Source organism: Rhodococcus oryzae (assembly GCF_005049235.1).
Taxonomy (GTDB): Bacteria; Actinomycetota; Actinomycetes; order Mycobacteriales; family Mycobacteriaceae; genus Rhodococcus_G; species Rhodococcus_G oryzae.
Window position 1 is genome coordinate 26,794 of the sequence record NZ_SUMD01000017.1, and the last position, 24,059, is coordinate 50,852.

16 protein-coding genes are annotated in these 24,059 nt (G+C 69.0%); 1 reads left to right on the forward strand and 15 read right to left on the reverse strand.

What is annotated here, in order from left to right:
- Positions 1-3: 3 nt before the first annotated feature.
- The 15 genes from FCG67_RS23840 to FCG67_RS23910 form a co-directional block, all read right to left on the reverse strand.
- A complete protein-coding gene (locus FCG67_RS23840; RefSeq protein WP_136912051.1) occupies positions 4-1,548 on the reverse strand; it encodes an acyl-CoA carboxylase subunit beta in 1,545 nt (514 codons plus the stop codon).
- On the reverse strand, positions 1,549-6,594 hold the full coding sequence (gene pks13 / locus FCG67_RS23845) for a polyketide synthase Pks13 (protein ID WP_136912090.1): 5,046 nt from the start codon (positions 6,592-6,594) through the stop codon (positions 1,549-1,551). It abuts the gene before it with no gap.
- A gap of 51 nt (positions 6,595-6,645) precedes the next feature.
- Positions 6,646-8,529: a long-chain-fatty-acid--AMP ligase FadD32 gene (gene fadD32 / locus FCG67_RS23850; protein WP_136912052.1), complete on the reverse strand. Its 1,884-nt coding sequence runs from the start codon at positions 8,527-8,529 to the stop codon at positions 6,646-6,648.
- Between the two features lie 177 nt (positions 8,530-8,706).
- Positions 8,707-9,699 (reverse strand): LLM class F420-dependent oxidoreductase, encoded by a 993-nt coding sequence (locus tag FCG67_RS23855; protein WP_077043216.1) that lies wholly within the window; start codon positions 9,697-9,699, stop codon positions 8,707-8,709.
- Between the two features lie 98 nt (positions 9,700-9,797).
- Positions 9,798-10,778, reverse strand: coding sequence for a cutinase family protein (locus tag FCG67_RS23860; protein WP_136912053.1), 981 nt, complete (start codon positions 10,776-10,778; stop codon positions 9,798-9,800).
- 6 nt (positions 10,779-10,784) lie between these two features.
- Entirely contained in the window at positions 10,785-11,318 is a 534-nt protein-coding gene (locus tag FCG67_RS23865) for a DUF732 domain-containing protein (protein ID WP_136912054.1), read from the reverse strand.
- A gap of 149 nt (positions 11,319-11,467) precedes the next feature.
- Positions 11,468-13,609: an alpha/beta hydrolase-fold protein gene (locus FCG67_RS23870; RefSeq protein WP_211243311.1), complete on the reverse strand. Its 2,142-nt coding sequence runs from the start codon at positions 13,607-13,609 to the stop codon at positions 11,468-11,470.
- Positions 13,610-13,926: 317 nt separating this feature from the next.
- Positions 13,927-14,922, reverse strand: coding sequence for an alpha/beta hydrolase (locus tag FCG67_RS23875; protein ID WP_136912055.1), 996 nt, complete (start codon positions 14,920-14,922; stop codon positions 13,927-13,929).
- A 283-nt stretch (positions 14,923-15,205) separates the two neighbouring features.
- On the reverse strand, positions 15,206-17,092 hold the full coding sequence (locus FCG67_RS23880; protein WP_246045259.1) for an arabinofuranosyltransferase AftB family protein: 1,887 nt from the start codon (positions 17,090-17,092) through the stop codon (positions 15,206-15,208).
- A 49-nt stretch (positions 17,093-17,141) separates the two neighbouring features.
- A complete protein-coding gene (locus tag FCG67_RS23885) occupies positions 17,142-18,047 on the reverse strand; it encodes a decaprenyl-phosphate phosphoribosyltransferase (RefSeq protein WP_136912056.1) in 906 nt (301 codons plus the stop codon).
- The gene (locus tag FCG67_RS23890; RefSeq protein ID WP_246045260.1) at positions 18,044-18,565 is read right to left on the reverse strand and encodes a phosphatase PAP2 family protein; all 522 of its coding nucleotides are present in this window, start codon (positions 18,563-18,565) and stop codon (positions 18,044-18,046) included. The genes FCG67_RS23885 and FCG67_RS23890 overlap by 4 nt, the downstream gene beginning before the upstream one ends.
- A 28-nt stretch (positions 18,566-18,593) precedes the next feature.
- On the reverse strand, positions 18,594-20,516 hold the full coding sequence (locus FCG67_RS23895; protein WP_136912057.1) for a glycosyltransferase: 1,923 nt from the start codon (positions 20,514-20,516) through the stop codon (positions 18,594-18,596).
- Positions 20,513-21,733: a UDP-galactopyranose mutase gene (glf, locus tag FCG67_RS23900; RefSeq protein WP_136912058.1), complete on the reverse strand. Its 1,221-nt coding sequence runs from the start codon at positions 21,731-21,733 to the stop codon at positions 20,513-20,515. Before glf ends, FCG67_RS23895 begins: the two co-directional genes overlap by 4 nt.
- 151 nt (positions 21,734-21,884) lie before the next feature.
- Complete coding sequence (locus FCG67_RS23905; RefSeq protein WP_136912059.1) at positions 21,885-22,643, reverse strand: MerR family transcriptional regulator; 759 nt, start codon at positions 22,641-22,643, stop codon at positions 21,885-21,887.
- A gap of 60 nt (positions 22,644-22,703) precedes the next feature.
- Positions 22,704-23,240, reverse strand: a complete 537-nt coding sequence (locus FCG67_RS23910; RefSeq protein WP_246045254.1) for a MepB family protein — start codon at positions 23,238-23,240, stop codon at positions 22,704-22,706.
- 80 nt (positions 23,241-23,320) lie between these two features.
- Between FCG67_RS23910 and FCG67_RS23915 the strand changes: the two genes are divergently transcribed.
- Positions 23,321-24,052: a VIT1/CCC1 transporter family protein gene (locus FCG67_RS23915; protein WP_136912060.1), complete on the forward strand. Its 732-nt coding sequence runs from the start codon at positions 23,321-23,323 to the stop codon at positions 24,050-24,052.
- Positions 24,053-24,059: the final 7 nt, after the last annotated feature.

Sequence of the window (24,059 nt, forward strand, 5' to 3'; positions counted from 1 at the left end):
GCGCTAGAACGGGATCAGCGAGTGCTTGCGCGGGTTCTTCGGGAGCTCCTTGTCGCGGAGCAGGTTCAGCGCCTTACGGATCTCGAGGCGGGTGGCAGCAGGCTCGATCACCGCATCGATGTAGCCACGCTCCGCCGCGACGTAGGGGGTCGCGACGTGCTCGTTGTAGTAGTTGATCAGCTGGCGGCGTACGGCGGGGGCGTTCTCGCCCGCCGCCTCGATCTGCTTGCGGCCGATCACCGCGACTGCGCTCTCCGCGCCCATCACGGCGATCCGGGCGGTCGGCCAGGCGAAGTTCACGTCGGCGCCGAGCTGCTTGGAACCCATCACCGCGTAACCGCCGCCGTAGGACTTGCGGACCACGACGGTCACCTTCGGCACGGTGGCCGAGACATAGGAGAACAGGAACCGGCCGCCGCGCTTGATGACGCCGACCTTCTCCTGCTCGACGCCGGGCAGGAAGCCCGGGGTGTCCACGACCAACACCAGCGGGATGTCGTACGCGTCGCAGACCTGCACGAAGTGCGCGGCCTTGTCGGAGGCGGACGCGTCCAGCGCGCCGGAGAGCGACATCGGCTGGTTCGCGACCACGCCAACCGGGCGGCCGTCCACCCGCGCGAAGCCAGTGATGATGTTCTGCGCGCTCTGGCTGCGCACCTCGTGGAAATCGCCGTCGTCGAAGATCTTGAGCAGCACGTCGTGCATGTCATAGCCGGCGTTGTCGGCGTCCGGCATGAAGGTGTCGAGCGAGAGGTCGTCCTCGGTGATCTCCGGCTCCAGGCCGGGGTTCACGATCGGGGGCTTCTCGGTGCAGCTGGACGGCATGTAGCTCAGGTACTTGCGGGCCCACTCGAACGCGGCCTTCTCGTCGGCTGCGACGTGGTGCACGTTGCCGTACTCGGCCTGCTTGCGGGCGCCGCCCAGGTCCTCGAGGCTGACATCCTCACCGGTGACGGACTTGATGACGTCCGGACCCGTGACGAACATATACGACTCTTCGGTGGCGATCACGACGTCGGTGTTGATCGGCGCGTAGACGGCTCCACCGGCGCACTTGCCGAGGATGATCGAGATCTGCGGGCACAGTCCGGACAGCGGCTCGTGACGGCGGCCCATCTCCGCGTACCAGGCCACCGACGCGACGGCGTCCTGAACGCGCGCGCCTGCGGACTCGTTGATCCCGATGACGGGACAGCCGATCTTGATCGCGAAGTCGAGGATCGCGGAGACCTTCCGGCCGAAGATCTCGCCTGCCGCGCCACCGAAGACGGTCTGGTCGTGCGAGAACACCGCGACCGGGCGGCCCTCGACAGTGCCGTGCCCGGTGACGACGCCGTCGCCGTACGGGTTGTTGGGATCGCCTGCCATCCGGGCGAGCTGGCCGACCTCGACGAAGCTGCCCGGATCGAGCAGCATGTCGATGCGCTCACGCGGAGTCGGTAGGCCCTTCTCCTTGCGCCTCGCGATGGCCCTCGGGTTCCCAGGCGCCTTCGACAGCTCGAGCTTCTCGCGAAGGTCCGCCAGCTTCTCGGCCGTAGTGGTGCTCACTCAGTTGCTCCGATTCTCGGCCTCGATGTCGGCCAGCTTCTTGGTCAGGTCCGCCCCCACCTTGGCAATGTACGGCTCGTCCACGATCTGGATGTGATCGCCACCGACATGGACGATCTCCAGGTTCTTCGCGCACTCGCCCCAGCCCCCGTCCGGCTGCCGGGTACTGAACGCGGGCTCGAGGGCCATCGCATCGTCGTGGTAGCGGTCGGCCAGGTACAGCACCACGTCGCCGTCGTACTGCTCGAGCTTCGCGGTCTGGATGGCGCGGTTGTCCAGCCAGGAGGTGCGCTGGTGCTCGAGGATGCCGCCGGGGATCTTGGTCCCGCTCATCTTCAGCAGGTCCATCAGGATCTGGATCTGCGCTTCGTCGGACTCGGCCGCCGCCAACTTGTCGTACGGCAGCGGGGCGTCGACGTTGTAGGTCTTCTTCGCGAAGGCGGAGTACCGCTTCCAGCGGGCCTTGATCTCCTCCGGGGTGTCCTCGACCTTCTCGCCCGCCATCACGGTGTCGATCAGTCCGACGATCCGGACGTCGGCGCCCTCCTCGCGGAGCAGCTTGGCCACCGCGTACGCCAGCACGCCGCCCAGCGACCAGCCGTACAGCACGTACGGACCGTCGCCCTGGATCTCGCGGACCAGTGGCAGGTAGGCCTTGGCGCGCTCCTCGATCGGTCCCTCGGTGCGCTCGAGGCCGTACATCGCGGTGCCCTCGGGCAGCCGCTTGAGCAGCGGCTCGTAGGCCACCGTCGAGCCACCGGCCGGGTGGAACACGAACACCGGCACCGTGGTGGATCCCTCGGGACGGGGGCGCAGGGTGCGGACCAGCCCGTCGATGCGGACGCCGTCCTCGAGGTGCTCGCGCACCTTCTCCGCGAGCTGCTCGATGGTCTCCGAGTCGAGGATGTCGTCGAAGGTCACCTCGCCGCCCGCACGCTCGGTCAACCGGGCCGCCAGCTTCTCGGCGGTCTCGTCGTCGAGCACCGGCAGGGTGTTGAAGATGCCCTTCGCGGACTGGCCGGTGATGACCGCCCACGTCGCGAACGTCAGCCGCTCGGCGGCGTCACGCGGAGGCACATCGGTTCCGGTCGCCTCCGCCGTCGCCTGCTGGGCGTCGACCGTCGTCTCGGGTTCCGCTGCAGGCGCCGGGGCGGCCTGCTCGGCGGCGGCAGCGGCGACGATGGCCTCGGCCTCGGTGACGGGGCTGGTGTCCTCGTCGGCGAGCGCCTCCTCCTCCGCGGCGGCCGCGGTGGAGGCCTCCTTCTCGACGCGCTGCTTCTCGGCGAGCGCGGCCACCTCTTCACGGTTGTCGATCGCGTAGCGCAGGTACTTCTCCACCTCGCGCAGGCTCGCGTCGCGGACCGCCTGCAGCTGCAGCTGCGGGATGTCGAACTCGTACTCGACACGGTTCTTGATCCGCACCGCCATCAGCGAGTCCAGTCCCAGCTCGATCAGCGGGATCTCGGCGGGCAGATCCTCGGGCGCATAGCCCATGGACTCGGCGACGATCAACGCCAGCCGCTCCTCCATCGACTGCGAGCTGCTCGGGTCCCAACGGTCACCGAAGGACTCGACGACCTCGGGCAGCTCCTCCATCGGGGAGCTGGAGCGCGATGGAGCTGCCGCGGCGACGACGAGCTCGGGCAGCGGTTCACCCGCGGTCACCACCGCGTCGAGCAGCAGCGCGAAGCCGTCGGCGGTCTTGGCGTGCACCTGCAGCGACGCGCCGCCCGGGTGCGGGTTCAGCGTCGTGGTCAGCGTGCCCGCGGCCGGGATCTCGCCGCGCGCGACGGCGGCGGTCAGCACCACATCCGCGAGCACCTGCGCGGCGGCCTCGGTCGCCAGCGCATTCAGGTCGGAGACCGCGGCGGCCTCGACCTCCCACACGTGCCTGCCGTCGGGCAGCGAGACGTGCGCACCGGGCACCCGGGCGTTGCCACCCGAGGAGATGCGGATGTCGAGCCAGTGCTCCTTGCGGAGGAACGCGGTCCGCGGCAGGTCCGCGTAGCCGCCGTCCGCGAACAGCGACGGCAGGTTCACCGGGTGGCCGTGGACGTAGAGCTGTGCGAGGGCACTGAGCACGCCCAGCTCCTCGTCCTCCTTGCGCTTGAGGGTCGGGATCAGCTGCGCGTCGTGCAGCCCCGCGTCGAACGCGGTGGCCGCGACCGACATCAGCGTCGCCGGGTTCGGGGCCAGCTCGACGAACGTGGTGTGCCCGGCGTCGACGGCGAGGCGGACCGCGTTGGTGAAGTACACGCTGTGCCGCAGGCCCTTGGTCCAGTACTCGACCGGATGGATCGGGTCGTGCCCGGCGCGGTAGAAGGTCTCCTTGTCGACCGAGGAGTACAGCCCGGCCTTCAGCTTGTGCGGCTCGATGCCGGCCAGCTCCGCGGCGAGCTCGCCCAGGATCGGGTCGACCTGCGAGGTGTGGCTGGCGCCCTTGGTCTGCAGGATCCGGCCGAGCTTCTCCTCGGCCTCGGCGCGGGCCACGATGGCCTCCACCTCGGGCTGCGGGCCACCGATGACGGTGTGGGTCGGCGCGGCGTACACGCAGACCTCGAGGTGCGGGAAGTCGCCGAGCACGGCCTCGATCTCGGCCGCGCTGTACTCCACGAGCGCCATCAACCGGATGTCGTCGCCGGACAGCGTCGATTCGGCCTCGCCCATCAGCCGGGAGCGGGCGGTGATGACCCGGACCGCGTCCTCGAGCGAGAGCCCGCCGGTGGCATACGCGGCGGCCGCCTCGCCCATCGAGTGACCGACCGCGGCCTCCAGGTCGGCGCCGTGGTGGCGGAGCACCGCGGCCAGGCCGATCTGGATGGTGAAGATACCGACCTGCGCGGTCTCGACGTCGTAGTCCACCGAGTCGTCGAGGAACTTCTCGGCCATCTTGTAGCCGGCCTCGTACTCGATGAGCTCGTCGACCTCGTCGACCGTCTTCCGGAACACGGCGTTGTTCAGGTAGAGCTGCTTGGCCATCTTGCGGTGCTGCGAGCCGAAGCCCGAGAACACCCAGATCGGTCCGTTGGAGGCGGGTGCGTCCGCGGACAGCACGCCCTGGCCGGGCTTGCCCGCGGCGACCGCACGCAGGCCGGTGATGGCCTCGGCGCGGGTGCGTGCGAGCACCACCGCGCGGGACCGGCCGTGGTTGCGGCGGGCCAGCGTGCGGCCGACGTCCTCGAGCGGGGTCGTGCTGCCTGCCTCGGTCTCCAGCCAGTCGGCCAGGTCGGCGGCGGCGCGGCGGCGGCGCGAGGGCATCGAGGCGGAGACGGCGAGCAGCACCGGCATCGGCTCCGCGTCGGCCTCGGCCTGCTCGGCCTGCTCGGCGACCACGACCGGCTCGACGCCCATCGACTCGGCGGCGTCGGCGAGCACGCCCGCGGCCTCCGCCTCGACATCGAGCGACTCCGTGGCCTGTGAGTCCTTCTGGTCCTCATCCGGGCCGGAAGTGCTCACGGGCGCCGCAGGCGCCTCGTACTCGCGGACCACGACGTGCGCGTTGGTGCCGCCGAAGCCGAAGCCGGAGACGCCCGCGACGGCGCGGCCGGTGTACCGCGGCCAGTCGGTGGCCTCGGGGATCACCTGCAGGTGCGCCTTGTCGAAGTCGATGTACGGGTTCGGGCCCGCGTAGTTCAGCGACGGCGGGAGCTTGTCCTCGCGCATCGCGAGCACGACCTTGATCAGGCCCGCGGCGCCCGCGGCGGCCTCGAGGTGACCGAAGTTGGTCTTCGCGCTGCCGAGCAGCGCCGGCTTGCCGGCGTCGCGACCGCGGCCGACGACGCGTCCGAGCGCGTCCGCCTCGATCGGGTCGCCGAGGATGGTGCCGGTGCCGTGCGCCTCGATGTAGTCGACGCCGGACGGGGCGATCCCCGCGTCGCGGTACGCCAGCCGCAGGACGGCGGCCTGCGCATCGGGGTTCGGCGCGACAATGCCGTTGGAACGGCCGTCCTGATTGACGGCCGAGCCGGCGATCACCGCGAGGATGTCGTCACCGTCGCGCTCGGCGTCCTCGAGCCGCTTGAGCACGACCAGGCCGCCGCCCTCGGCGCGCACGATGCCGTTCGCGTCGGAGGAGAAGGCCTTGATCTTGCCGTCCTCAGCGAACATTCCGATCTCGTTGAAACCGAGGGTCGCGGCGGGCGCGACGAGCATGTTGACGCCGCCGGCCAGGGCGAGGTCGGACTCACCGGACCGCAGCGAGCGCACCGCCTGGTGCACGGCCACCAGCGAGGACGAGCACGCGGTGTCCATCGCGATCGACGGTCCGCGGAAGTCGAAGTAGTAGGACACCCGGTTCGCGACGATCGACGTCGAGGTCCCGGTCAGTGCGTAGGGGTGCGCGTGCACCGGGTCGCTGACCGCGAGCAGCTGGTAGTCGTTGGCGGAGCTGCCGATGAACACACCGACCTGCTCGCCCTTGAGCTCGCTCGCCGGGATGCGTGCGTGCTCGAGCGCCTCCCAGGTGAGCTCCATGGCCAACCGCTGCTGCGGGTCGACATTCTTTACCTCGAGCGGCGACATTGCGAAAAACTCCGCGTCGAAGCCCTTGACGTCGTCGAGGTAGCCGCCCCTGGTGTTGGCCTTCGCGATCGCCTCAGCAATCTGCGAGTCCGCGGCGAACTCGTCCCAGCGACCCTCCGGCAGCTCGGTGACCGCGTCGCGGCCCTCGATCAGCAGCCGCCACATCTCGCCGGGGGTGTGACCGGTGCCGGGGAACCGGCTGGCCATGCCGACGATCGCGATGTCGTGCGACTGCGAGGTGTCCTTGATCGCGTAGAACGCCGCGTCCTCGGGCTCGTCGGGGACCTCCGGCTCGCCCTCGATGATCAGGGTCGCCAGCGCGGCGATCGTGGGGTGCTGATAGACGACCGTGGCGTTCAGCGTGATGCCGACGAGTTCCTCGATCTCCCCGCTCAGAGCGACGGCGTCCCGGGACGAGAGCCCGAATTCCTCCATCGGACGGTCATCCGAGATCTGATCGACCGGTTGCCCGGTCGCCTCGGCAACCCAGTTGCGCAGCCATTCGCGCAGCTGCGCGACCGTCATCTCTGTCTCAGCCATCAACACACCACGCTACCCGTCAAGAAGAAGGTTGTTTTACACGCTATCGGGGAACGCGGTCTGCGTGTAACCACCACGGAGCGTCCCCTCGATGTAAGCGGCCTTGCAGGCGCGCCGGGCGATCTTGCCGCTGGAGGTCCTCGGGATGGATCCGGCGGGCACCAGCAGCACGTCACGGGCGGTCACGCCGTGCCGGGTGGAGATCGCCGCGCGCACCGCGTCCGCGATCGGGGCCGGATCGGCCTTGCCCGCGCCCGGCGCGCGCTCGCCGACCAGCACGAGCTGCTCGGAGGCGTCGTCGGCGTCGAAGGTCAGCCCGGCGCCGGCCTCGAACACCTCCTTCGGGAGCTGGTTCGCGGGCACCGCGAACGCCGCGACGAAGCCAGGACGCAGCGCGGCGCTCGCCTCCTGCGCGGTGGCCTCGAGGTCCTGCGGGTAGTGGTTGCGACCGTCGACGATCACCAGGTCCTTGACGCGACCGGTGATGTACAGCTCGCCGTCGACGTAGACGCCGTAGTCGCCGGTGCGCATCCAGTTCGAGTCCTCGGGCGCGCCGTCCGCGTGGCTGCCCGTGGCGATCGTCGAGGACAGCCGGTTGTGGAAGGTCTGCTCGGTCTCCTCGGGGCGACCCCAGTAGCCCTGGCCCATGTTGTTGCCGTGCAGCCAGATCTCGCCGACGTTCTCGTCCTCGAGCTCGGCGCCGGTGTCGGCGTCCACGATCGCGGCCCACTGGCTGCGCGAGACGTAGCCGCAGGAGACCTGCGGGATGGCGCCCTCGGCGTCCTTGTCCACCTTGACCATGCGGCCCTCGTTGAGCTGGGCGCGGTCGACGTAGATGACCCTGGCCTCGTCGCTGTGCTTGGTCGACGAAACGAACAGCGTCGCCTCGGCCATGCCGTAGGACGGCTTGATCGCGGTCTTCGGCAGGCCGTACGGCCCGAACGCGTCGTTGAACTTGCGCATCGACGAGGTGGTGACCGGCTCGCTGCCGTTGATCAGGCCGATGACATTGCTCAGGTCGAGGGTCTCGCCGTCCTTCGGCAGTCCGCGGGCCGCGGCGTGCTCGAAGGCGAAGTTCGGAGCCGCGGCGAAGGTGCCCGCGCCATCGGTGATCGCGGCCAACTCCTTGATCCAGCGGTACGGGCGCGCCACGAACGCGCGCGGCGACATGATGGTGATGTACTTGCCGCCCAGTGCAGGCAGGATCACCGTGAGCAGGCCCATGTCGTGGAACAGCGGCAGCCAGGTGACGCCGCGGGAATCGGTGGTCAGCTCGATCGCGTCCACCATCTGCAGCGCGTTGGTGCCGACCGCCCGGTGGGTGATCTCCACGCCCGCGGGCACCCGGGTCGAACCGGAGGTGTACTGCAGGTACGCGATGTCGTCGAGGCCGATCTCGGGGTATACCCAGGTCTCACCGACGGTGTCGGGGATCGCGTCCACCGCGATGATGCGGGGGCGCTCCGCCGCGGGCAGCGAACGGAAGAGCTGACGGACGCCCGCTGCCGAGGTCGACGCGGTGAGGATGGCCGACGGCTTGCAGTCGCCGAGGACCGCGTGCAGGCGGTCACCGTGGCCGGGCTCGTCCGGATCGAACAGCGGCACCGCGATGGTGCCCGCGTGCATCGCGGCGAAGAAGGAGATGACGTAGTCCAGACCCTGCGGCGCCAGGATCGCGACCCGCTGACCGGGCTCGGTCACCTGCTGCAGGCGGGCGGCGACGGCTCGGAGCCGGTTGCCGAACTGGGTCCAGGTGAGCTCGTGCACCTCACCTTCCCGCTCGCGCGAGTAGTCGATATAGCGGTATGCCAGCTCGTCCGCGTTCTCGCGGGTGTGCTGTTCGACGTGATCGACGAGGGTGCTGCCGGGCATCAGCCTGATGTTGCCGGCGTCGTCGACGTAGTCATCGAAGTTCTTCATACCTTCTCCTCCAAGGCAAGCTCCCGGCGATCGCGACGAACACCGGTGAGCTTCGTCCCCTGCAGCCGCGTGGGATCGTGCAAATAGTGACTAGTGGTGGCAATGCGTGCAGGTCTCAGATCGGTAACGACGCGCGCCCCATCCCAAACCAACAGCATGTTACAGACAGTGCCGTTCTCATTCACCCTTGAGCAGGGGTATCACCGGAGCGAATGCCTCCATCTGCGTGGGGAAGATCCCCACGTAGGACATGGAGGTCTGCGCCCGCACGCTGCGGATCTGGTCCGCGATCTCCTCGTAGGAGCCGAATGCGAGATACGGGGAGTTCAGGATCTGCTCTACCGTGAGTTTGACGTCCACCTCGATGTTCGGCGGGTACCCGTTGTCCAGGGCCGCAAGCGCCATCTCGGCCATCGCCTCCCGATCATCGGTCGGCATGATCGTGGTGATCGTCCAGTTCAGCTCGATGTCGTCGAACCGGTCGCCCGCTGCCTCGCGGATGCGCTCGACACGCGCGGCGGTCGCCTCCATCGTGATGCCGGACAGCAGCATCTTGCCGTCCTTGTTGCTGGGCGGGGCGAGCGAGATGATGTCCGCGTACTTGGCGGCCAGCGCCAGCATCTTCGGGCCACCGCCGCCGACCACGATGGGTGGGCGCGGGCCCTGCCGGGGCCGCGGGCTGCCCTTGAGCCCGTTGATCTGGTAGTACTCGCCCTGGAAGTTGCACTCCTGACCGCGCAGCAGCGTGTCGAGGATCTCGAGGGACTCCGCGAGCTTGGCGATGCGCACGCCCGGGCTGTCGTACGTGATGCCGCCCTTGTCGAACTCTTCCTTCATCCAGCCCGCACCGATGCCGAGCTCGAGCCGTCCGCCGGAGAGCACGTCGATCGTCGCCGCATCCTTGGCCAGCACCGCCGGGTGCCGGAATCCGTTGGCCAGCACCGCGGTGCCGATCCGGATCTTGTCCGTCGCCACCGCGAGGGCGCCCAGCGCGGCGATCGGGCCGACCTGATTACCGAGGTGGTCGGGAATCATGAAGCTGTCGTAGCCGAGCTCCTCGGCCTTCTGTGCCAACTTGATGAACCGGCGGGCACCGCCCTCTTCGGCGTTACCCTCTCCGCCGGCGGCAAACCGGAATTTACGCGGCGCGGGTGCGTCGGCGGAACTCATCGATCATTTCTCCTGAAACCTGGGCACAACGGGGACCTGGACGGCGCGGTACGGCAACGTGGCCGGTGGGACACTCTATCGGCATCGCACCGTTCCCACTATTCGTGAGCTGGGGTCGGCGCGGACCTCACCTTGTCGGCCGCCCAGTTTGTCATCCACTGTGTGGCCGTGGTGCCGTTTTGATCCACCACGAACGAGTTGTACATGGCATGCACCGGGTTGTTGACGTACTCGCCGATCCGGGCGAGGCTCGCGAGGAAATTCGCCGGCTTGAAGGCGTTCGGCGGGGCGTCGCAGATACCGTCCGACGGCGCGCAGATGTCGACCACCCGATCGCCGAGCGACCCGAAACCACCCGGCCGGGCCCCGGTCATCGTCATTCCCGGCACCTTCAGGCCGCCGAGCGACAGCTCCGCGCCCACACCGGGCACCGGCGTGCCGACGATCTGGGCCGTGCCGGGCTCGCGCCTGCCGTCCGCGATCAACCCGACGCCGAGCACCAGGTCCGCGGGCACCGGCCCGGTGCCCTCACCGATCGACGAGGCGAGGTCACCGGCGATGACCGCGCCCTGCGAGAAGCCCAACAACATGAAAGTCGTGAGCGGGCAGTTCGCGTGCATGGCCGACATCGCCTCGCTGGCCCGTGCGGTGCCCTCGCCGCGACTCTTGTTGTACGACATCTGACCGTCCGGCGGGAGAGCCACCGGGTTCGAGAACTGCGCCACGTACGGGACGGTGTACACCTCCGCGCGCTGGCCCTCGAACTGCGCCTGCAGCGGCCGGGTGATGTTGAGCATCAACGACGCCGGGTTCGCGCCCGGGTTGAACGGATCGTCGATCGCGCTCGACTCCCAGGTGCCCGGGATGGCGACCACCTGGACGTCCGGGCAGCTCGCCGGCTGGGCGCTCGGCCGCTCCGGCTCCGGGCCGGGGCCCGGCGGTGGCGCGGGCACCCGCCCGGCCAGCAGGTACCAGGCCACCAACGCGACGAGCGCGAGGAGCAGCACCACGATGAGCACGATGAGCAGGCGCAGCACACCGCGCCCCGACTTGCGGCCCTTGCGTCCGGCAGCATTCATCCGCGACTACTTGCAGTAATGGTTGTTGGCGGCGTCGATGTACACCTGGGCGGCCGCGGCGGCCTGCTCCGGGGTCATCGTGGCACCGGTGATGCTGGCCTCCGCGCCCGCCATGCCGGTGACGTAGGCGGTGACCTCTTCGCTGTTCGCACCGCTGACCTTGGCGCCACAGATGTAGTTCGCGGTCACGATGGCGATGTCGCCGTTGTCGGCGACGGCGATGCCGCCCTTCTTGAGCGCGTCCAGGTAGGCCTTTCCGCGGTCGTCGAGCGCGGGGGCCTCTGTGGGGCCGGGGAACCCGCTCGGGACCGCCTGGGGCGTCTCCGGGGGTGCGGTCGCGGCGACGGCCGGGGTGGTGAACGGGGGCACCTCGATCGAGGTCTCGGGTGCGGGCGCGGATTTGGAATGGGTGGTCAGGGTGGGCGTGCTGCTGGCGGTCGAGTCGTCGCTGCCACACCCGGCGAGCAGCCCGCCGGTGACCGCAGCGAGCGCGCCGATCGTCAGCGCCCGGGCCAGGGAGTTACGAGTGGAAACAAGCATGGTGTTCAGTCCTCGGATTCGTGATCTGCGGGTGCGACCCACCCGGCGGACGAGGTGCCAACGGCCACGCGGGTGTCGATGAACAGGCTACCGACGCGAACGGGCCGGTCGCCGGGTTCACCCGGCCACCGGCCCGTGCGCGAAGGGGGCTAACGGTTGTGGATCTCGGCGTTTCCGTTGCGGACCGTGATGTTTCCGCCCTGGAAGTCCTGTTGGATCCCACCCGCGATGTCGCGCTGGTCACCAACCGGGAAGCCCAGCCTGCCGTTCTCGTAGTTCTGGCTCTTCCACGCATCGAAGATCGGGCCGTTGCGCACCGACCAGGCCCCGCTGAGGGGACTCCAGTAGATGTTGCCGTTCTCGAACTCGTTGAAGCGGCCGCCGTCCTTGACCGGGACCTCGCTGGTCCTCGGGAAGCCGAGCCAGCCGCCCTCCCAGCCCAGTTCGCCGTACTTCTTCATGATCAGGCCCTGAACGGCGTGGGTCCCGTTCGGCGGGCTGTGGTACATCGCGCCGATCTCGAAGCCCTGGATCGCGCCGTCCTTGCCCGGTGCCTTCACCTCGTCGAGGATCGGGTAGCCCAGCGGTCCATGCTCCCAGCCCTGACGGGACCACTCGTCCCGGATCGCGCCGCGGACCGCGTGCGCGCCGGTCTGCGGGGTCCAGTAGATGGAGCCGTGCTGGAAGTGGTTGAAGCGTCCGCGACCGTCCGGGGTGCCGTTCTCGTCCGTGGAGGGCAGTCCGAGCGGCCCCGCGGGACCGCCGTTGGCCTGGTACGAGCCGCCGATCATGCCGGTCAGCACGTGCGCGCCGGTAGCGCCCGACCAGAAGATCCGGCCGTTGCGGAAGTCCTGCGCCTTGCCACCCGCGACGTCGTACTCGCCGGTGACGCAGCCGCTGAGCCACGGGTTCGCGTTCGCGACCGCGCCGATGTCACCGCTGGTGCCACAGTTCGGGGCGCTGGCGTCGACACCGAGGGCATTGGCCACCTGCGGCCAGGCCTGGTGCATCTCGAACTGCCAGTACGGCCAGGAGTGCGTGCCGGACGGGCGGTAGTTGATCTGCGCGGGAATGCCGAGCTTGTTCAGCTTGGTGGCAAAGCTCTGCGAGCTGAGCCGGGACAGGATCTCGAGACCCATGCCCGCATAGTTGGTGGAGACGCCGGGGATCCCGGACGGCTGGTCGTAGGGACCGGTCATGCCGCTGCCGCTGGAAACGTACAGGCTGACGCCCCTGAGCTTCTCGGCGTTCGTGTACGGGTCGTGCGCCGCCCACGCGGGGGCGCCCGGCGGGCCCCACATCTTCGAGACGTTGTAGCCGCCCGCGTCGGTCATCGCGTACTGCAGCGCCTGCGGCATGCCGAGCGAGGTGGTGCTCAGGTAGCCGGAGAACGACCCGGCGAACTTGAAGAAGCCGGGGTTGCGCTCGGTGAGGAACATCGCCGAGGTGCCGCCCATGGACAGGCCGATGATGCCGCGCGTCGTGGTGGTCCGCAGCCCGTTCTCGAGGACCGGCGGGAGCTCCTTCATCAGGAAGGTCTCCAGCTTGTAGAACTTGCCGTTGTCCGGCGCGAGCCAGTCGGCGTAGAAGCTCGACTCGCCGCCGACCGGCATGATCACGTTGACGTTCTTGTCGGCGTAGAAGTTCGCGGCATCGGTCTCGATCGTCCAGCCGCTCTCGTCGTCGCGCGCGCGCAGACCGTCGAGCATGTACAGCGCGGGGAATGACGCGTCGGGCCGCGAGTTCCAGTCCCTGGCCAGCAGGACCTGCACCTGGAACGGTGCGCCCATCGCGGCGGAGTCCACCCACAGGGCCACGCGCCGGTCGGTGATCCACTCGACCTTGGAGACGCCGGGGATCGACAGCACCGGCGCGGCTGCGCGGGCGACGGACGGCGCGGCCTGCGGCGCCCGGGGGGCGGCGGCGGGCGCGGCCTCGGGCGTTGTGGTCGGCGCGACCGTCGTGGTCTGCTCCACCGTGGTCCGCGCGGGAGCCTCGGTGGTGGTGGCGACGGCCTCGCTGGTGGTGGCGACCGGCTCGAGAGTCTCGGCCGCAGGCACCTTCGCCGTAGTGGTCGCCTTCGGCGCCGTCGTCGTGGTGGTCGTGGTGGTGGTGGTCGTGGTCTCGGAGGCCTCGGGCGCCGCGAATGCGGTCGCGGTCGCGGTGGTCAGGCCCGCCGCGGTCGGCAGCACGAGTGCGGCCGCGAGCAGTCGCAAGACCCTGCCGCGCGCGCCCGGTGCGGACGCCTTCCCCCCGGGACGCGTTCCCGGATTCCTCAGTGCTGTTCGCATCTGACCGTGACACTCCTTCTGCTGTTTGGCCCCAGTGCTGTGACCTCGGCCCGGAAGATCCGGACCTCGACCGTCCCCCCGGCCCGCATAGATGTCGTTCGATCGAGCGACACCTACACTCGTGCTCTTTTTACACGCAGGGGGCCGTCGCCAGGGGGTGACGCGCTGTGACGGGTGGTGCAATTGTTACTTCTACGGGGTAAGAACCCCATGGTCGCGGCGCTGGTCCGGTCCGGATACGGCGATGCCGCCCCACGCTGCCTGAATCGGCACGAGGGGCGGCATCATCGGTTTACGCCGCGACCTGAGCCGGTCGATCAGGCGTTGAGCGCCGACAGGATCTGCGGGCGCGCATTCCAGAGCTCGGACTCCCAGTACTTCCACGCGTGGGTGCCCCGGGCCGGGAAGCTGTAGGTGGCCGGGATACCGAGCGTGCCCAGGCGGACCTGGAACGCGCGGGTGTTGGCGAGGGAGAGCGCCTCGAGCGCCATGCCGTTCGCGGTGTTGAAGTAGTCGATCGGCGCGCGCGGGTTGTCATGCGCACCGGGCAGGCCGCTGGCGGCCGAGACGTACATCGACAGGCCCTTGAGCTGCGGGGCGAACACGAACGGGTCGTTGCGCAGCCACTGCTTGTTCCACGGCGGGCCCCACATCGCGTCCACGTTGTAGCGGCCGGCATCGAGCATCGCGACGCGGATCGCCTCACGCATGCCCGGCGCGGAGATGTTCAGGTAGCCCGACAGCGAGCCGGCGAACTTGAACTGGTCGCGGTGGTGTGCGGCCAGGGTCAGTGCGGCAGAGCCACCCATCGACAGGCCGAGCACGCCGTTGTTGCTGCGCGAGACGCCACGGGTCTCGAGGTAGGCCGGCAGGTCCTGAGTGAGGAAGGTCTCCCACTTGTAGGTGCCCTTTTGGCCGTTGAAGTTCGAGGGTGACATCCAGTCGGTGTAGAAGCTGGACTCGCCGCCGACGGGCATCACCAGGGTGACGTTGTCGTTGCGGAACTGGTCGAGCGCGTTCGTCTCGAAGGTCCATGCGTTGCGGTCGTTGCGCGCACGCAACCCGTCGAGCAGGTACAGCGCGGCGTTGCCACCATGGGCCGCCCACTGGATCTGAACCTTGATGGGGCCCATCGCGGAGGGCACGAAGACCTCTTCGAATCCGCCTGCGGGCGCGCGGTGCGCGACCGGGGCGGCACCTGCGACGGCGGTGCCGGCAATACCTGCAGCCATCGGCAGGACGAGCGCGGCTGCTGTGAGGCCGAGGGCGCGCTGCTTGAGGCGCTCAGAAAACCTCGGTCTGCCAATACGCATGAATACTGCTCTCTTTCTTCTCTGCGGTGCCCGCCGAAGCGGCCCGACGATCCGGCGGAAGCCATGCTCTATCGCCCCCACACATGTGGAAGCGACAGTGGAACTGATCAAGATCACACTGCGCTCGGTGGAGCGTATGTCACACAGCGAGCACTGACAAACGGTGCCTCGGCTTGTGTTCCCCGAGGCACACACGACATCTATATCGACCCGTTGGTAGCCATCGTTACACGTCTGAGACAAGTTCGCACGACGAAGTAAGCGACGCCTACTCGACACCCGCTCATCTGGGTTCCACCGGCGGAGGCACCAGATTGCACCTCTGGAGCTCGTAGGCCGGAACCCGGTCGAAACGGTACTTGGCGTAGTCGAAGGCGCGCTTGAAATTGCGGATGAAAAGCTGGCGGGTGAGCTCCCCCCGGCTCGACGCCAGCACCTCCTGGGTCTCGGGGCAGGTGAGCGCGACCTTGGCGTCGGCCACCCACTCCTCGTCCATGTACCAGGGCAGCCAGGGGTGGATGTCGACCATGCCGGTGTCGGCCACCACCCAGTCCGGGTAGAGGGCCTTGTCGTGGCCGATCCGGCCGTCGTCGAGCCGCTTGGTGTGCGCGGCCAACGGATAGGCCAGGCCCATCTGGTCGATCACCTTCACGTCGAGTCCGACGTTCATGCTCGTCATGCCCAGGTTGAGGAAGTAGACCGTGTGCCCGGCGCCGCCCTCGGGGATCGGCTCCGGCGGCGGCACCACGTCCCAGTAGGTGAAGGCCGCGGCAGGCAACAGCAGGCCGCCGTCCGGGGTGTTGGCGATCGCCTCGACCATCGGGCGCATCCGCGGGTAGTCCAGGTAGTCCTCGGCCAGGATCGGATGCTGGTGACCGGTGTTGAGGGCGTAGAAGTTCCGCTCGTCGACGATGCCGGACTTGCCGACAACGGTGCCGTTCGGCATGCCGGACGAGTTCGTCACCGAGATCGCCCAGATCACGGTGATCAGCCAGGCGCCCGCACCGACCGCGAACAGCGCGGTGGACCGTGTCGTGCCCCAGTCCTCGCGGGCCGGGATACGGATCGGCAGCACTGCGATGGGGAGCATGAAGCAGAACAGCACGGGCAGCAGCACCCGGCCGTGCATGAAGTCGCCGCCGACCCGCAGCGAGTAGATCATCAGCAGCAGGCCGGTGACCAGGATGACCGCGACCACCGCGCCGGGGGTGCGCAGCCGCGACTGCCATCGCACGACGGCTGAGCCGCCCGGCTTCACTGCGGCGGAGCCGCCTGCGGTGTCGGCGGCGGCACCCGCGCCGGACCAGGGCCGGGACACCAAGACCGCGACGGCCAGCACGAGCAGCGGCAACCACAGCCAGTACGGCCCCACCAGGTTCCACAGATAGGTGAAGCCCTGACCCCACTTGGCGCCGCCTGCGTCCTTGGCGACCGCCGTGTTGGGATAGGGCAGCCCGTAGTAGCCCATCCGCCAGATCTGGTAGCCGACCGGGACCGCACCCGCGACCGCGACGATCGACGCGCGCAGCTTCCAGGTGCCGGGCGCCAGGAAGATCATCAGCAGGGCGAGGCCGGCGAGGATGACCATCTCGGGCCGGACCAGCGGTCCGAGGCCCGCGATGAAGGCGAGGATCAGCACCGAGGCCGTGGTCGGCGGGCGCTGAGTCCAGCGCACCAGCAGCAGCCACAGCAGGGCGATCCAGAAGATGACCAGGCAGGACTCCAGCCCGGAGGTGGCATAGTCGCGGGCGGGCGGCACCGCGATATAGGCCAGCGCGCCCGCAGGCAGCAGCAAGGTGGCGGGAGCGGAGCGCCCGGCGCCCCGGCCCAGCCCACGCCAGAGGGCGCCGGTCCCGAGCATGCCCAGCACGATCGCGCCACCGGAGAGCACCAGTGCGATGCCGAGCACCACGTACTCGAGGCGGGCCTGCGTGAGCCAGCTGAACGCGTACACCAGGTAGGTCCAGATGGTGCTGGTGTTGGCCTCGACCCGCTCCCCCGCGTTGAACACCGGACCGTTGCCTGCGAGCAGGTTGCGGACCGTGCGCAGCACGATGAGCCCGTCGTCGGCGATCCAGCGGCGCTCCCAGCCACCCCAGACGAAGAGGGCGGCGGTCAGCGCGATCCCACCGAGGAACACCGAGCGGGGCAGCCATGCGGGCAACCGCATCGCGGAGCCGGCCTGCTCGGTGGCCTCGGTGTTCTCCACGTGGGGCCGGTCAGACGATATAGACAGCGACACCCACCGCTCCAATCCAAGCAATCGCGAGGAATTGGAGCACCCGATCGCCGAGCGCGATCTCTTCCGGCTCCCCCGCCTCGCCACCGTCGACATCGACCGCGTACCGCAGGATCGCGATCGTGAACGGGACCATCGAGATCGCGAACCAGTTGGTGTTGTTGACCTGGTCCCGCTCGAAGGCCCACAGTCCGTAGCAGATCACCACCGCGGTCGCCGAGAGCGTCCAGACGAACCGCAGGTAGGTGCCGGTGTAGTACTCGAGCGACTTGCGGATCTTCGCCCCGGTGCGCTCGGCGAGCTGCAGCTCCGCGTAGCGCTTGCCCGCCGCCATGAACAGCGAACCGAACGCCATGATCAGCAGGAACCACTGCGACAGCGGGATCTCGGCGGCGACGCCACCGGCGATTGCCCGCAGCAGGAAGCCGGACGAGACGATGCAGATGTCGAGGACGGCCTGGTGCTTGAGGCCGAAGCAGTAGGCGAGCTGGATGCCGATGTACACCGCCATCACGACCGCGAGCTGCCAGTTCGCGAAGAAGGACAGGCCGATGGCTCCGGCCAGCAGCACCACGGCCATCGCGTAGGCGAGGCGGACCGGCAGCACGCCGGCGGCGATCGGACGGAAGCGCTTGGTCGGGTGCGCCCGGTCGGCCTCGACGTCCATCGCGTCATTGACCAGGTAGATGCCGGACGCGGCCATGCAGAACACGACGAACGCCAGCGCCACCGGCAGCAGCACCTCGACCTGGTTCACCGAACCTGCGGCGAGCGGCGCGGCCAACACCAGGACGTTCTTCACCCACTGACGCGGGCGCAGTGCCTTCACGATCCCGGCAGGCAGCGACTTCGGCGGACCGGAGACCTCGGTCGGGTGCTCGCTCATTTCTCTCCAAACTTCCGTTCGGCACGCAGCACCACTGCGGCCGAGGCTGCGCCCAAGGCGGATCCGGCAAGCACATCGGTCGGGTAGTGGACCCCGAGCACGAGCCGCGAGAGCAGCATCGGGGGCACCAGCACCGCGGGCAAGGGTAGCCCGGTCAGCCGGCCGAGTAGCACCGCGGCGGCCGTGGTGGACGTGGCGTGCGACGACGGGAAGCTGAGCTTGCTCGGCGTCGACACGTTGACGGCCACGCTCGGGTCGTTCGGCCGGGGACGCCGGACCACCCGCTTGATGACGATGGAGGCGGCGTGCGCGCCGACCGCGCCGACCGCGACGCCCGCCCACTGACGGCGGCGGGGCTTGTCGAACGCGGCTCCCACGCCCGCGATCGCGACCCAGCCGAGAGCGTGCTCACCGAAGTGCGACATGCCGCGGGCCGCTGCGATCACGCCCGGCTGTGCACCGATGGTGGACTGGATGGTGCCCAGGATCTTCACCTCGGCGGCGGACTCGGTTGTCACGGTGCCGTCGAGCAGGGCACCCTCTGGCCTACGCCGGGTAATGAAAGACACTCTCCCACCTCTCCTTGCTGGTCAACGAAGGAACCGCGTCGGCGTAGACGCGCTTGAGCTCGGGGAACCGGGTGGCCAGCTCGCGGCGCAGCCGCATGGCCTCCTTCAGCAGGCCCCAGGCCTGACGCGGGTCCCGCTTGCGGTAGACGACGCCGCGGCCGTCCGCGGTGGTGACGGTGACGCCGTCCACCTGGGAGAGCAGGAACCAGCGCGCGTCGAGGGTCGGCACGTTGAGCTGCGGGCGCTCGTGGTGCTGCTCGTGCGCGGGCCGGACGTTGTGCACCAGGCCCTTGCCGAGGCGGACGAGCTTCGCGAGCGGGTTACCCGGCTCACCGACCGCGCCGACCTCGGCCCCCGAGGGCAGCGGCAGTGACGTGGACGACGGCAGCACGACGGCGTCCGGGAAGTCCTCGCGCATCGCCCGGACCTCACCGAGCGCGGTGGGCAGCAGCTCGAAGATGTGCTCGGGACCCTGCAGGAAGTCGGCGATGGCCTTGTTCTGGATCGCGACGGTGGAGTACTCGAGGCAGAGCAGGTGCTTGAGGGTGGCCTTGACCGTGTTGACGACCAGGCCCCTGCCGTTACCCGGCATGTGCAGCGCCGCGACCACCAGGCGGTTGCGCAGGTGGAAGTACGCCTGCCAGTCGATGGCGTCGTCCTTGTCGGACCAGGCCATGTGCCAGATGGCCGCGCCGGGCATGGTCACCGTCGGGTAGCCGGCCTCGCGGGCCCGCAGGCCGTACTCGACGTCGTCCCACTTGATGAACAGCGGCAGCGGCTGGCCGATCTCCTCCGCGACCTGGCGCGGGATCATGCACATCCACCAGCCGTTGAAGTCGACGTCGATGCGGCGGTGCAGCAGCTTCGAGTTCTCCCGGTCGTTGAGCGGGTACTGAGAGAAGTCGTGGTCGTACTCGACGTTCGGGGCGGCCGACCACATGAAGATGCCGCGGTTGATCGCCTCGCCCATGGTGTGCAGGTGGCTGCGCTCCTGCAGGTTCAGCATCTGCCCGCCGACCAGGGTCGGGGTCTTGGCGAACCGGGACAGCGCCAGCGCGCGCAGGATCGAGTCCGGCTCGATCTCGATGTCGTCGTCCATGAACAGGATGTGTTCGCAGTCGGTGGTCTTCAGCGCCTCGTACATGACGCGGCTGTAGCCGCCGGATCCGCCGAGGTTCGCCTGATCGTGGATTGCGAGCCGGTCGCCGAGCACCGCGGCGGCCTCGGTGAAGCCGGGTTCGTCGCGCACCTTGCGGGTGCCCTGGTCCGGGATGATCACGGCGTCGATCGCGCCGAGCACCAGCGGGTCCGAGCCGAGCGCGGCCAGCGCCTTGACACAGTCCGTCGGCCGGTTGAAGGTCGGGATGCCGACCGCGACGCGGCCTGCGCCGGGCGCCTCCATCGGGGCGTACCAGCCTGCGCTCTCGAGCACCACCTCGGTGTCGGAGGTGATGTCGAACCAGATCCAGCCGCCGTCCTCGAACGGAGCCAGCTCCACCTCGAACTCCACCGCGACGTCGCCGTCCTGGAACTCCCTGCCCTCCACGTGGATTCGGGAGCCGTCGGCCTTCGAGCGGTACACGTCGACCCGCCCGTGACCGGACAGCTCCAGGCGCAGCACGACGGAGGTCAGGATCGACCAGCGGCGCCAGTAGCTGGCCGGGAAGGCGTTGAAGTAGGTGCAGAACGAGGCCTCGGACTCGGCGCCGATCGACAGCGAGGTCCGCGAGGTCGCGTGCGCGCGCCTGGCGTTGGTGGTCGCCTCCTCCAGGTAGAGGGTGCGCACGTCGAGGGGCTCGCCCGGCCGGGGCAGGATGACCCGCTGCAGCAACGCCTTGCCGAGCGGTTCGACGTCCTCGCTGAAGAGGGTGTCCTGCTCCATCAGGTGCCGGGGGCTCATTCGCCGCTCCCGTTGCCGAGGGGCGCACCGGTCTCGAGGTGCGGCCGGAGGGTGTTGTCGAACATGCTGAGCGCGCTCGCGATGGCCATGTGCATGTCCAGGTACTGGTAGGTACCGAGGCGCCCGCCGAACAGCACCTTGTTCTGCGCGGTCTCCGACTTGGCCCGCGTCCGGTAGGCCTCGAGCTTCTCGCGGTCCTCGGGGGTGTTGATCGGGTAGTACGGCTCGTCCTCGCTCTCCGCGAAGCGGGAGAACTCGCGCATGATGACCGTCTTGTCCGACGGGTACTCGCGCTCGGGGTGGAAGTGCCGGAACTCGTGGATGCGGGTGAACGGCACGTCCGCGTCGTTGTAGTTCATCACCGGGGTGCCCTGGAAGTCACCGGTAGGCAGCACCTCGGTCTCGAAATCGAGAGTGCGCCAGCCCAGCTCGCCCTCGGAGTAGTCGAAGTAGCGATCCAGCGGGCCGGTGTACACGACGGGGGCGTCGGGGCTCGCGGCCCGCAGCTCGTCCCGCACGTCGAACCAGTCGGTGTTCAGCCGGACCTCGATCTTCTCGTCCTTGGCCATGTTCTCGAGCCACGCGGTGTAGCCGTCGACCGGCAGGCCCTCGTAGGTGTCGTTGAAGTAGCGGTTGTCGAAGGTGTAGCGGACCGGCAGCCGGGTGATGTTGCCCGCGGGCAGGTTCTTCGGGTCGGTCTGCCACTGCTTGGCGGTGTAGGCCTTCATGAACGCCTCGTACAGCGGCCGGCCGATCAGCGAGATCGCCTTCTCCTCGAAGTTCTTCGCGTCCTTGCTGTCGAACTCCGAGGCCTGCTCCGCGATCAGTGCCCGGGCCTCGTCCGGCGTGAAGTACTTCCCGAAGAACTGGGACACCAGACCCAGGCCCATCGGGAACTGGTAGGCCTGGCCGTTGTGCATCGCGAAGACGCGGTGCTGGTAGCCGGTGAACTCGGTGAACTGGGTGACGTAGTCCCAGACCCGCTTGTTCGAGGTGTGGAACAGGTGCGCGCCGTACATGTGCACCTCGATGCCGGTCTCCGGCTCGGCCGCCGAGTAGGCGTTGCCGCCGAGATGGTGCCGACGGTCCAGCACGAGGACCCGCTTACCCAGCTCGGTCGCCGCGCGCTCGGCGATGGTCAGTCCGAAGAAACCCGAACCGACGATGATCAGGTCGTACTGGCCAGAGGTGGCGGGGCCTGGGGTTACAGAGGTCACGGGCAACCAGGGTATCGGACCTGGCGTGGAGGTCCCGGGCAACCCGTGGCTGCCGGGTGGTACGTCACAGGCGATCCGGTGGCCACCGCGCCGGGGTGAACTCCGTCTGCAGCCGGAGTTCACGCCTTATCGGTACAGGTTGCGCTGTCGCCTACAGGTTGCGCAGGGCGTACACCGCCAACGCGTCCCGGACGAAGGCCGCGCCGAGCGTTCCGCCGTAGTTGGCGGCGAAGCGCTCGTCCGCGACGTACATCTCGCCAAGGCCCAGGATGTACTCCTTGTTCGGAGCCGCGCCGCATCCCGGCGTGCCGGGGATGCCGCCGAGCCACTCGACGTGGCGACGGGCCAGGTCCTGCGCCCGCTCACCGTCGAACGCCTCGCCCGACTCCACGGCGTCGGCCCAGTCCGCGTTGAGCTGCGCCACCAGTGCCTTCCAATCCCGGCGCTGGGCGTCGGTCTGACCGCGCCACCAGCGATCGCTGCTCTCGTAGGCCTTCTTGCCCCACCTCTCGATGACCTCGTCCTTGTATTGGGTGTGGTCGAAGCCGTCGAATGCTTCCTGTGCCATCAGTGGCTCTCCTCTCTCCGTTTTGAGCAAGGTCGTCCGTACCGACTCGATCTGCCGTTGCACCCGGTCCCGTTCCTGTTCAAGCAGGTCCAGGTGCGTGCGCAGCGCCGTGGCGGTATCCCGCTGGCCCTCGAGCACCCCCGCGATCGCGGGGAGTCCGAGGCCGAGTTCGCGGAGCAGCAGGATCCGCTGCAACCGGACGAGTGCGTCCTGGTCGTAGTAGCGGTATCCGTTCGCCCCGATGCGACTCGGCTCGAGCAGCCCGAGTTCGCCGTAATGCCGCAGGGTGCGGCTCGTGGTCCCAGCCGCCTTGGCCAGGTCCTGGATCGACCAATCGCTCATGGAAACCATGGTGAAGGTTGACGCTGCGTCAATGTCAAGGGCGCGGCGGGAGTGACATACCTAGGCCCGGTAGAGCGCCAGGGCGCGGGCGGTGTCGAGGGCGGCCGCATCGGCGATCGGCAGGAAATGGTCCAGCTGCCACGCCTGCGTGCCGCGGGCCTGGCGGCTGGTCGGCGCGGCCCACGGCGGGTACACACGGATCGCCCGCTTCCCACCCGCCCCGTCGCGCGACAGCACACCGCGATCGGCGAGGACCCGCCTCGGGAAGACGAACTGCCCGAGGCGATCGCCGTCGCGGGCGCTGACGATGAACAACTCGACCAGATCGTCGACGTCGAAGGGCGCGATGGGGCCCTGCGCGGACCGCTTCCAGAGGGTGACGAACTGGCCGACCTTCTTCGGTGTCGTCTTGGCGACCCGGAATCGGATCGGGCGGCCGTCGACCGTGAACTCGTGGGCCCCGTAGGCCGCACTCTCCGGCTCGGGCACGGGAGCCGAGCAGGCGAACCGACACGGGTCGAACACCCGCGTCTTCGCCGCCAGCAGATCGGCGTGGACGGCCCCGGCATCCGGCCAGGGTTCCGGTTCGATGCTCACGTGCAGAGGGTACGGCGGCGCGACTTCGGCGAGCCTTGCATTGCTGGCCGAGCCATCTTGATGCCGATAGCGTTCCGCGTATGAGCACCGATCCGGATCAACTCCCGGGCTCGCATCCGGCGGAGCCGCACGTCCAGGGGCTCTCCGCGAAGCTGAACTGGCTGCGGGCGGGCGTACTCGGCGCCAACGACGGCATCGTCTCCACCGCCGGTCTGGTCGTTGGCGTCGCAGCGGCGAGCACCGCGCGCGGCCCGATCCTCACCGCGGGCATCGCCGGGCTGGCGGCCGGGGCAGTGTCCATGGCCCTTGGCGAGTACGTCTCGGTCAGCACCCAGCGCGATACCGAGCGGTCGCTGCTGGCCAAGGAACGCCGGGAACTCGCCGAGCTGCCCGACGCCGAACTCGACGAGCTCGCGTCCCTGTACGAGGCCAAGGGCCTGACCCCCGCGACCGCCCGCACCGTGGCGGAGGAACTGACGGCGCACGACGCGTTCGCCGCGCACGCCGACGCCGAGCTGGGCATCGACCCCGACGAGCTGACCAATCCGTGGCAGGCGGCGGCCTCCTCGGCCATCTCCTTCACCCTCGGCGCCCTGCTGCCGCTGATCGCGATCCTGGTCCCGCCCGCCACCTCGCGCGTGCCGATCACGTTCGTCGCGGTGCTGGTCGCGCTCGCGCTGACCGGCAGCGTCAGCGCCCGGCTCGGCGGGTCACCACGCGGGAAGGCCGTGCTGCGGGTGGTGCTGGGCGGCGCGCTCGCGATGCTCGTCACTTACGGCATCGGGCAGATCGTGGACACCGTCCATATCTGAGCCCGTC

Bases quoted from the DNA above. Each gene is read 5' to 3' on its own strand.
- pks13 (WP_136912090.1), bottom strand. From the start codon at position 6,594: ATGACGGTCGCGCAGCTGCGCGAATGGCTGCGCAACTGGGTTGCCGAG.
- fadD32 (WP_136912052.1), bottom strand. From the start codon at position 8,529: ATGAAGAACTTCGATGACTACGTCGACGACGCCGGCAACATCAGGCTG.
- FCG67_RS23855 (WP_077043216.1), bottom strand. From the start codon at position 9,699: ATGAGTTCCGCCGACGCACCCGCGCCGCGTAAATTCCGGTTTGCCGCC.
- FCG67_RS23860 (WP_136912053.1), bottom strand. From the start codon at position 10,778: ATGAATGCTGCCGGACGCAAGGGCCGCAAGTCGGGGCGCGGTGTGCTG.
- FCG67_RS23865 (WP_136912054.1), bottom strand. From the start codon at position 11,318: ATGCTTGTTTCCACTCGTAACTCCCTGGCCCGGGCGCTGACGATCGGC.
- FCG67_RS23870 (WP_211243311.1), bottom strand. From the start codon at position 13,609: ATGCGAACAGCACTGAGGAATCCGGGAACGCGTCCCGGGGGGAAGGCG.
- FCG67_RS23875 (WP_136912055.1), bottom strand. From the start codon at position 14,922: ATGCGTATTGGCAGACCGAGGTTTTCTGAGCGCCTCAAGCAGCGCGCC.
- FCG67_RS23880 (WP_246045259.1), bottom strand. From the start codon at position 17,092: ATGCGGTTGCCCGCATGGCTGCCCCGCTCGGTGTTCCTCGGTGGGATC.
- FCG67_RS23885 (WP_136912056.1), bottom strand. From the start codon at position 18,047: ATGAGCGAGCACCCGACCGAGGTCTCCGGTCCGCCGAAGTCGCTGCCT.
- FCG67_RS23895 (WP_136912057.1), bottom strand. From the start codon at position 20,516: ATGAGCCCCCGGCACCTGATGGAGCAGGACACCCTCTTCAGCGAGGAC.
- FCG67_RS23905 (WP_136912059.1), bottom strand. From the start codon at position 22,643: ATGAGCGATTGGTCGATCCAGGACCTGGCCAAGGCGGCTGGGACCACG.
- FCG67_RS23915 (WP_136912060.1), top strand. From the start codon at position 23,321: ATGAGCACCGATCCGGATCAACTCCCGGGCTCGCATCCGGCGGAGCCG.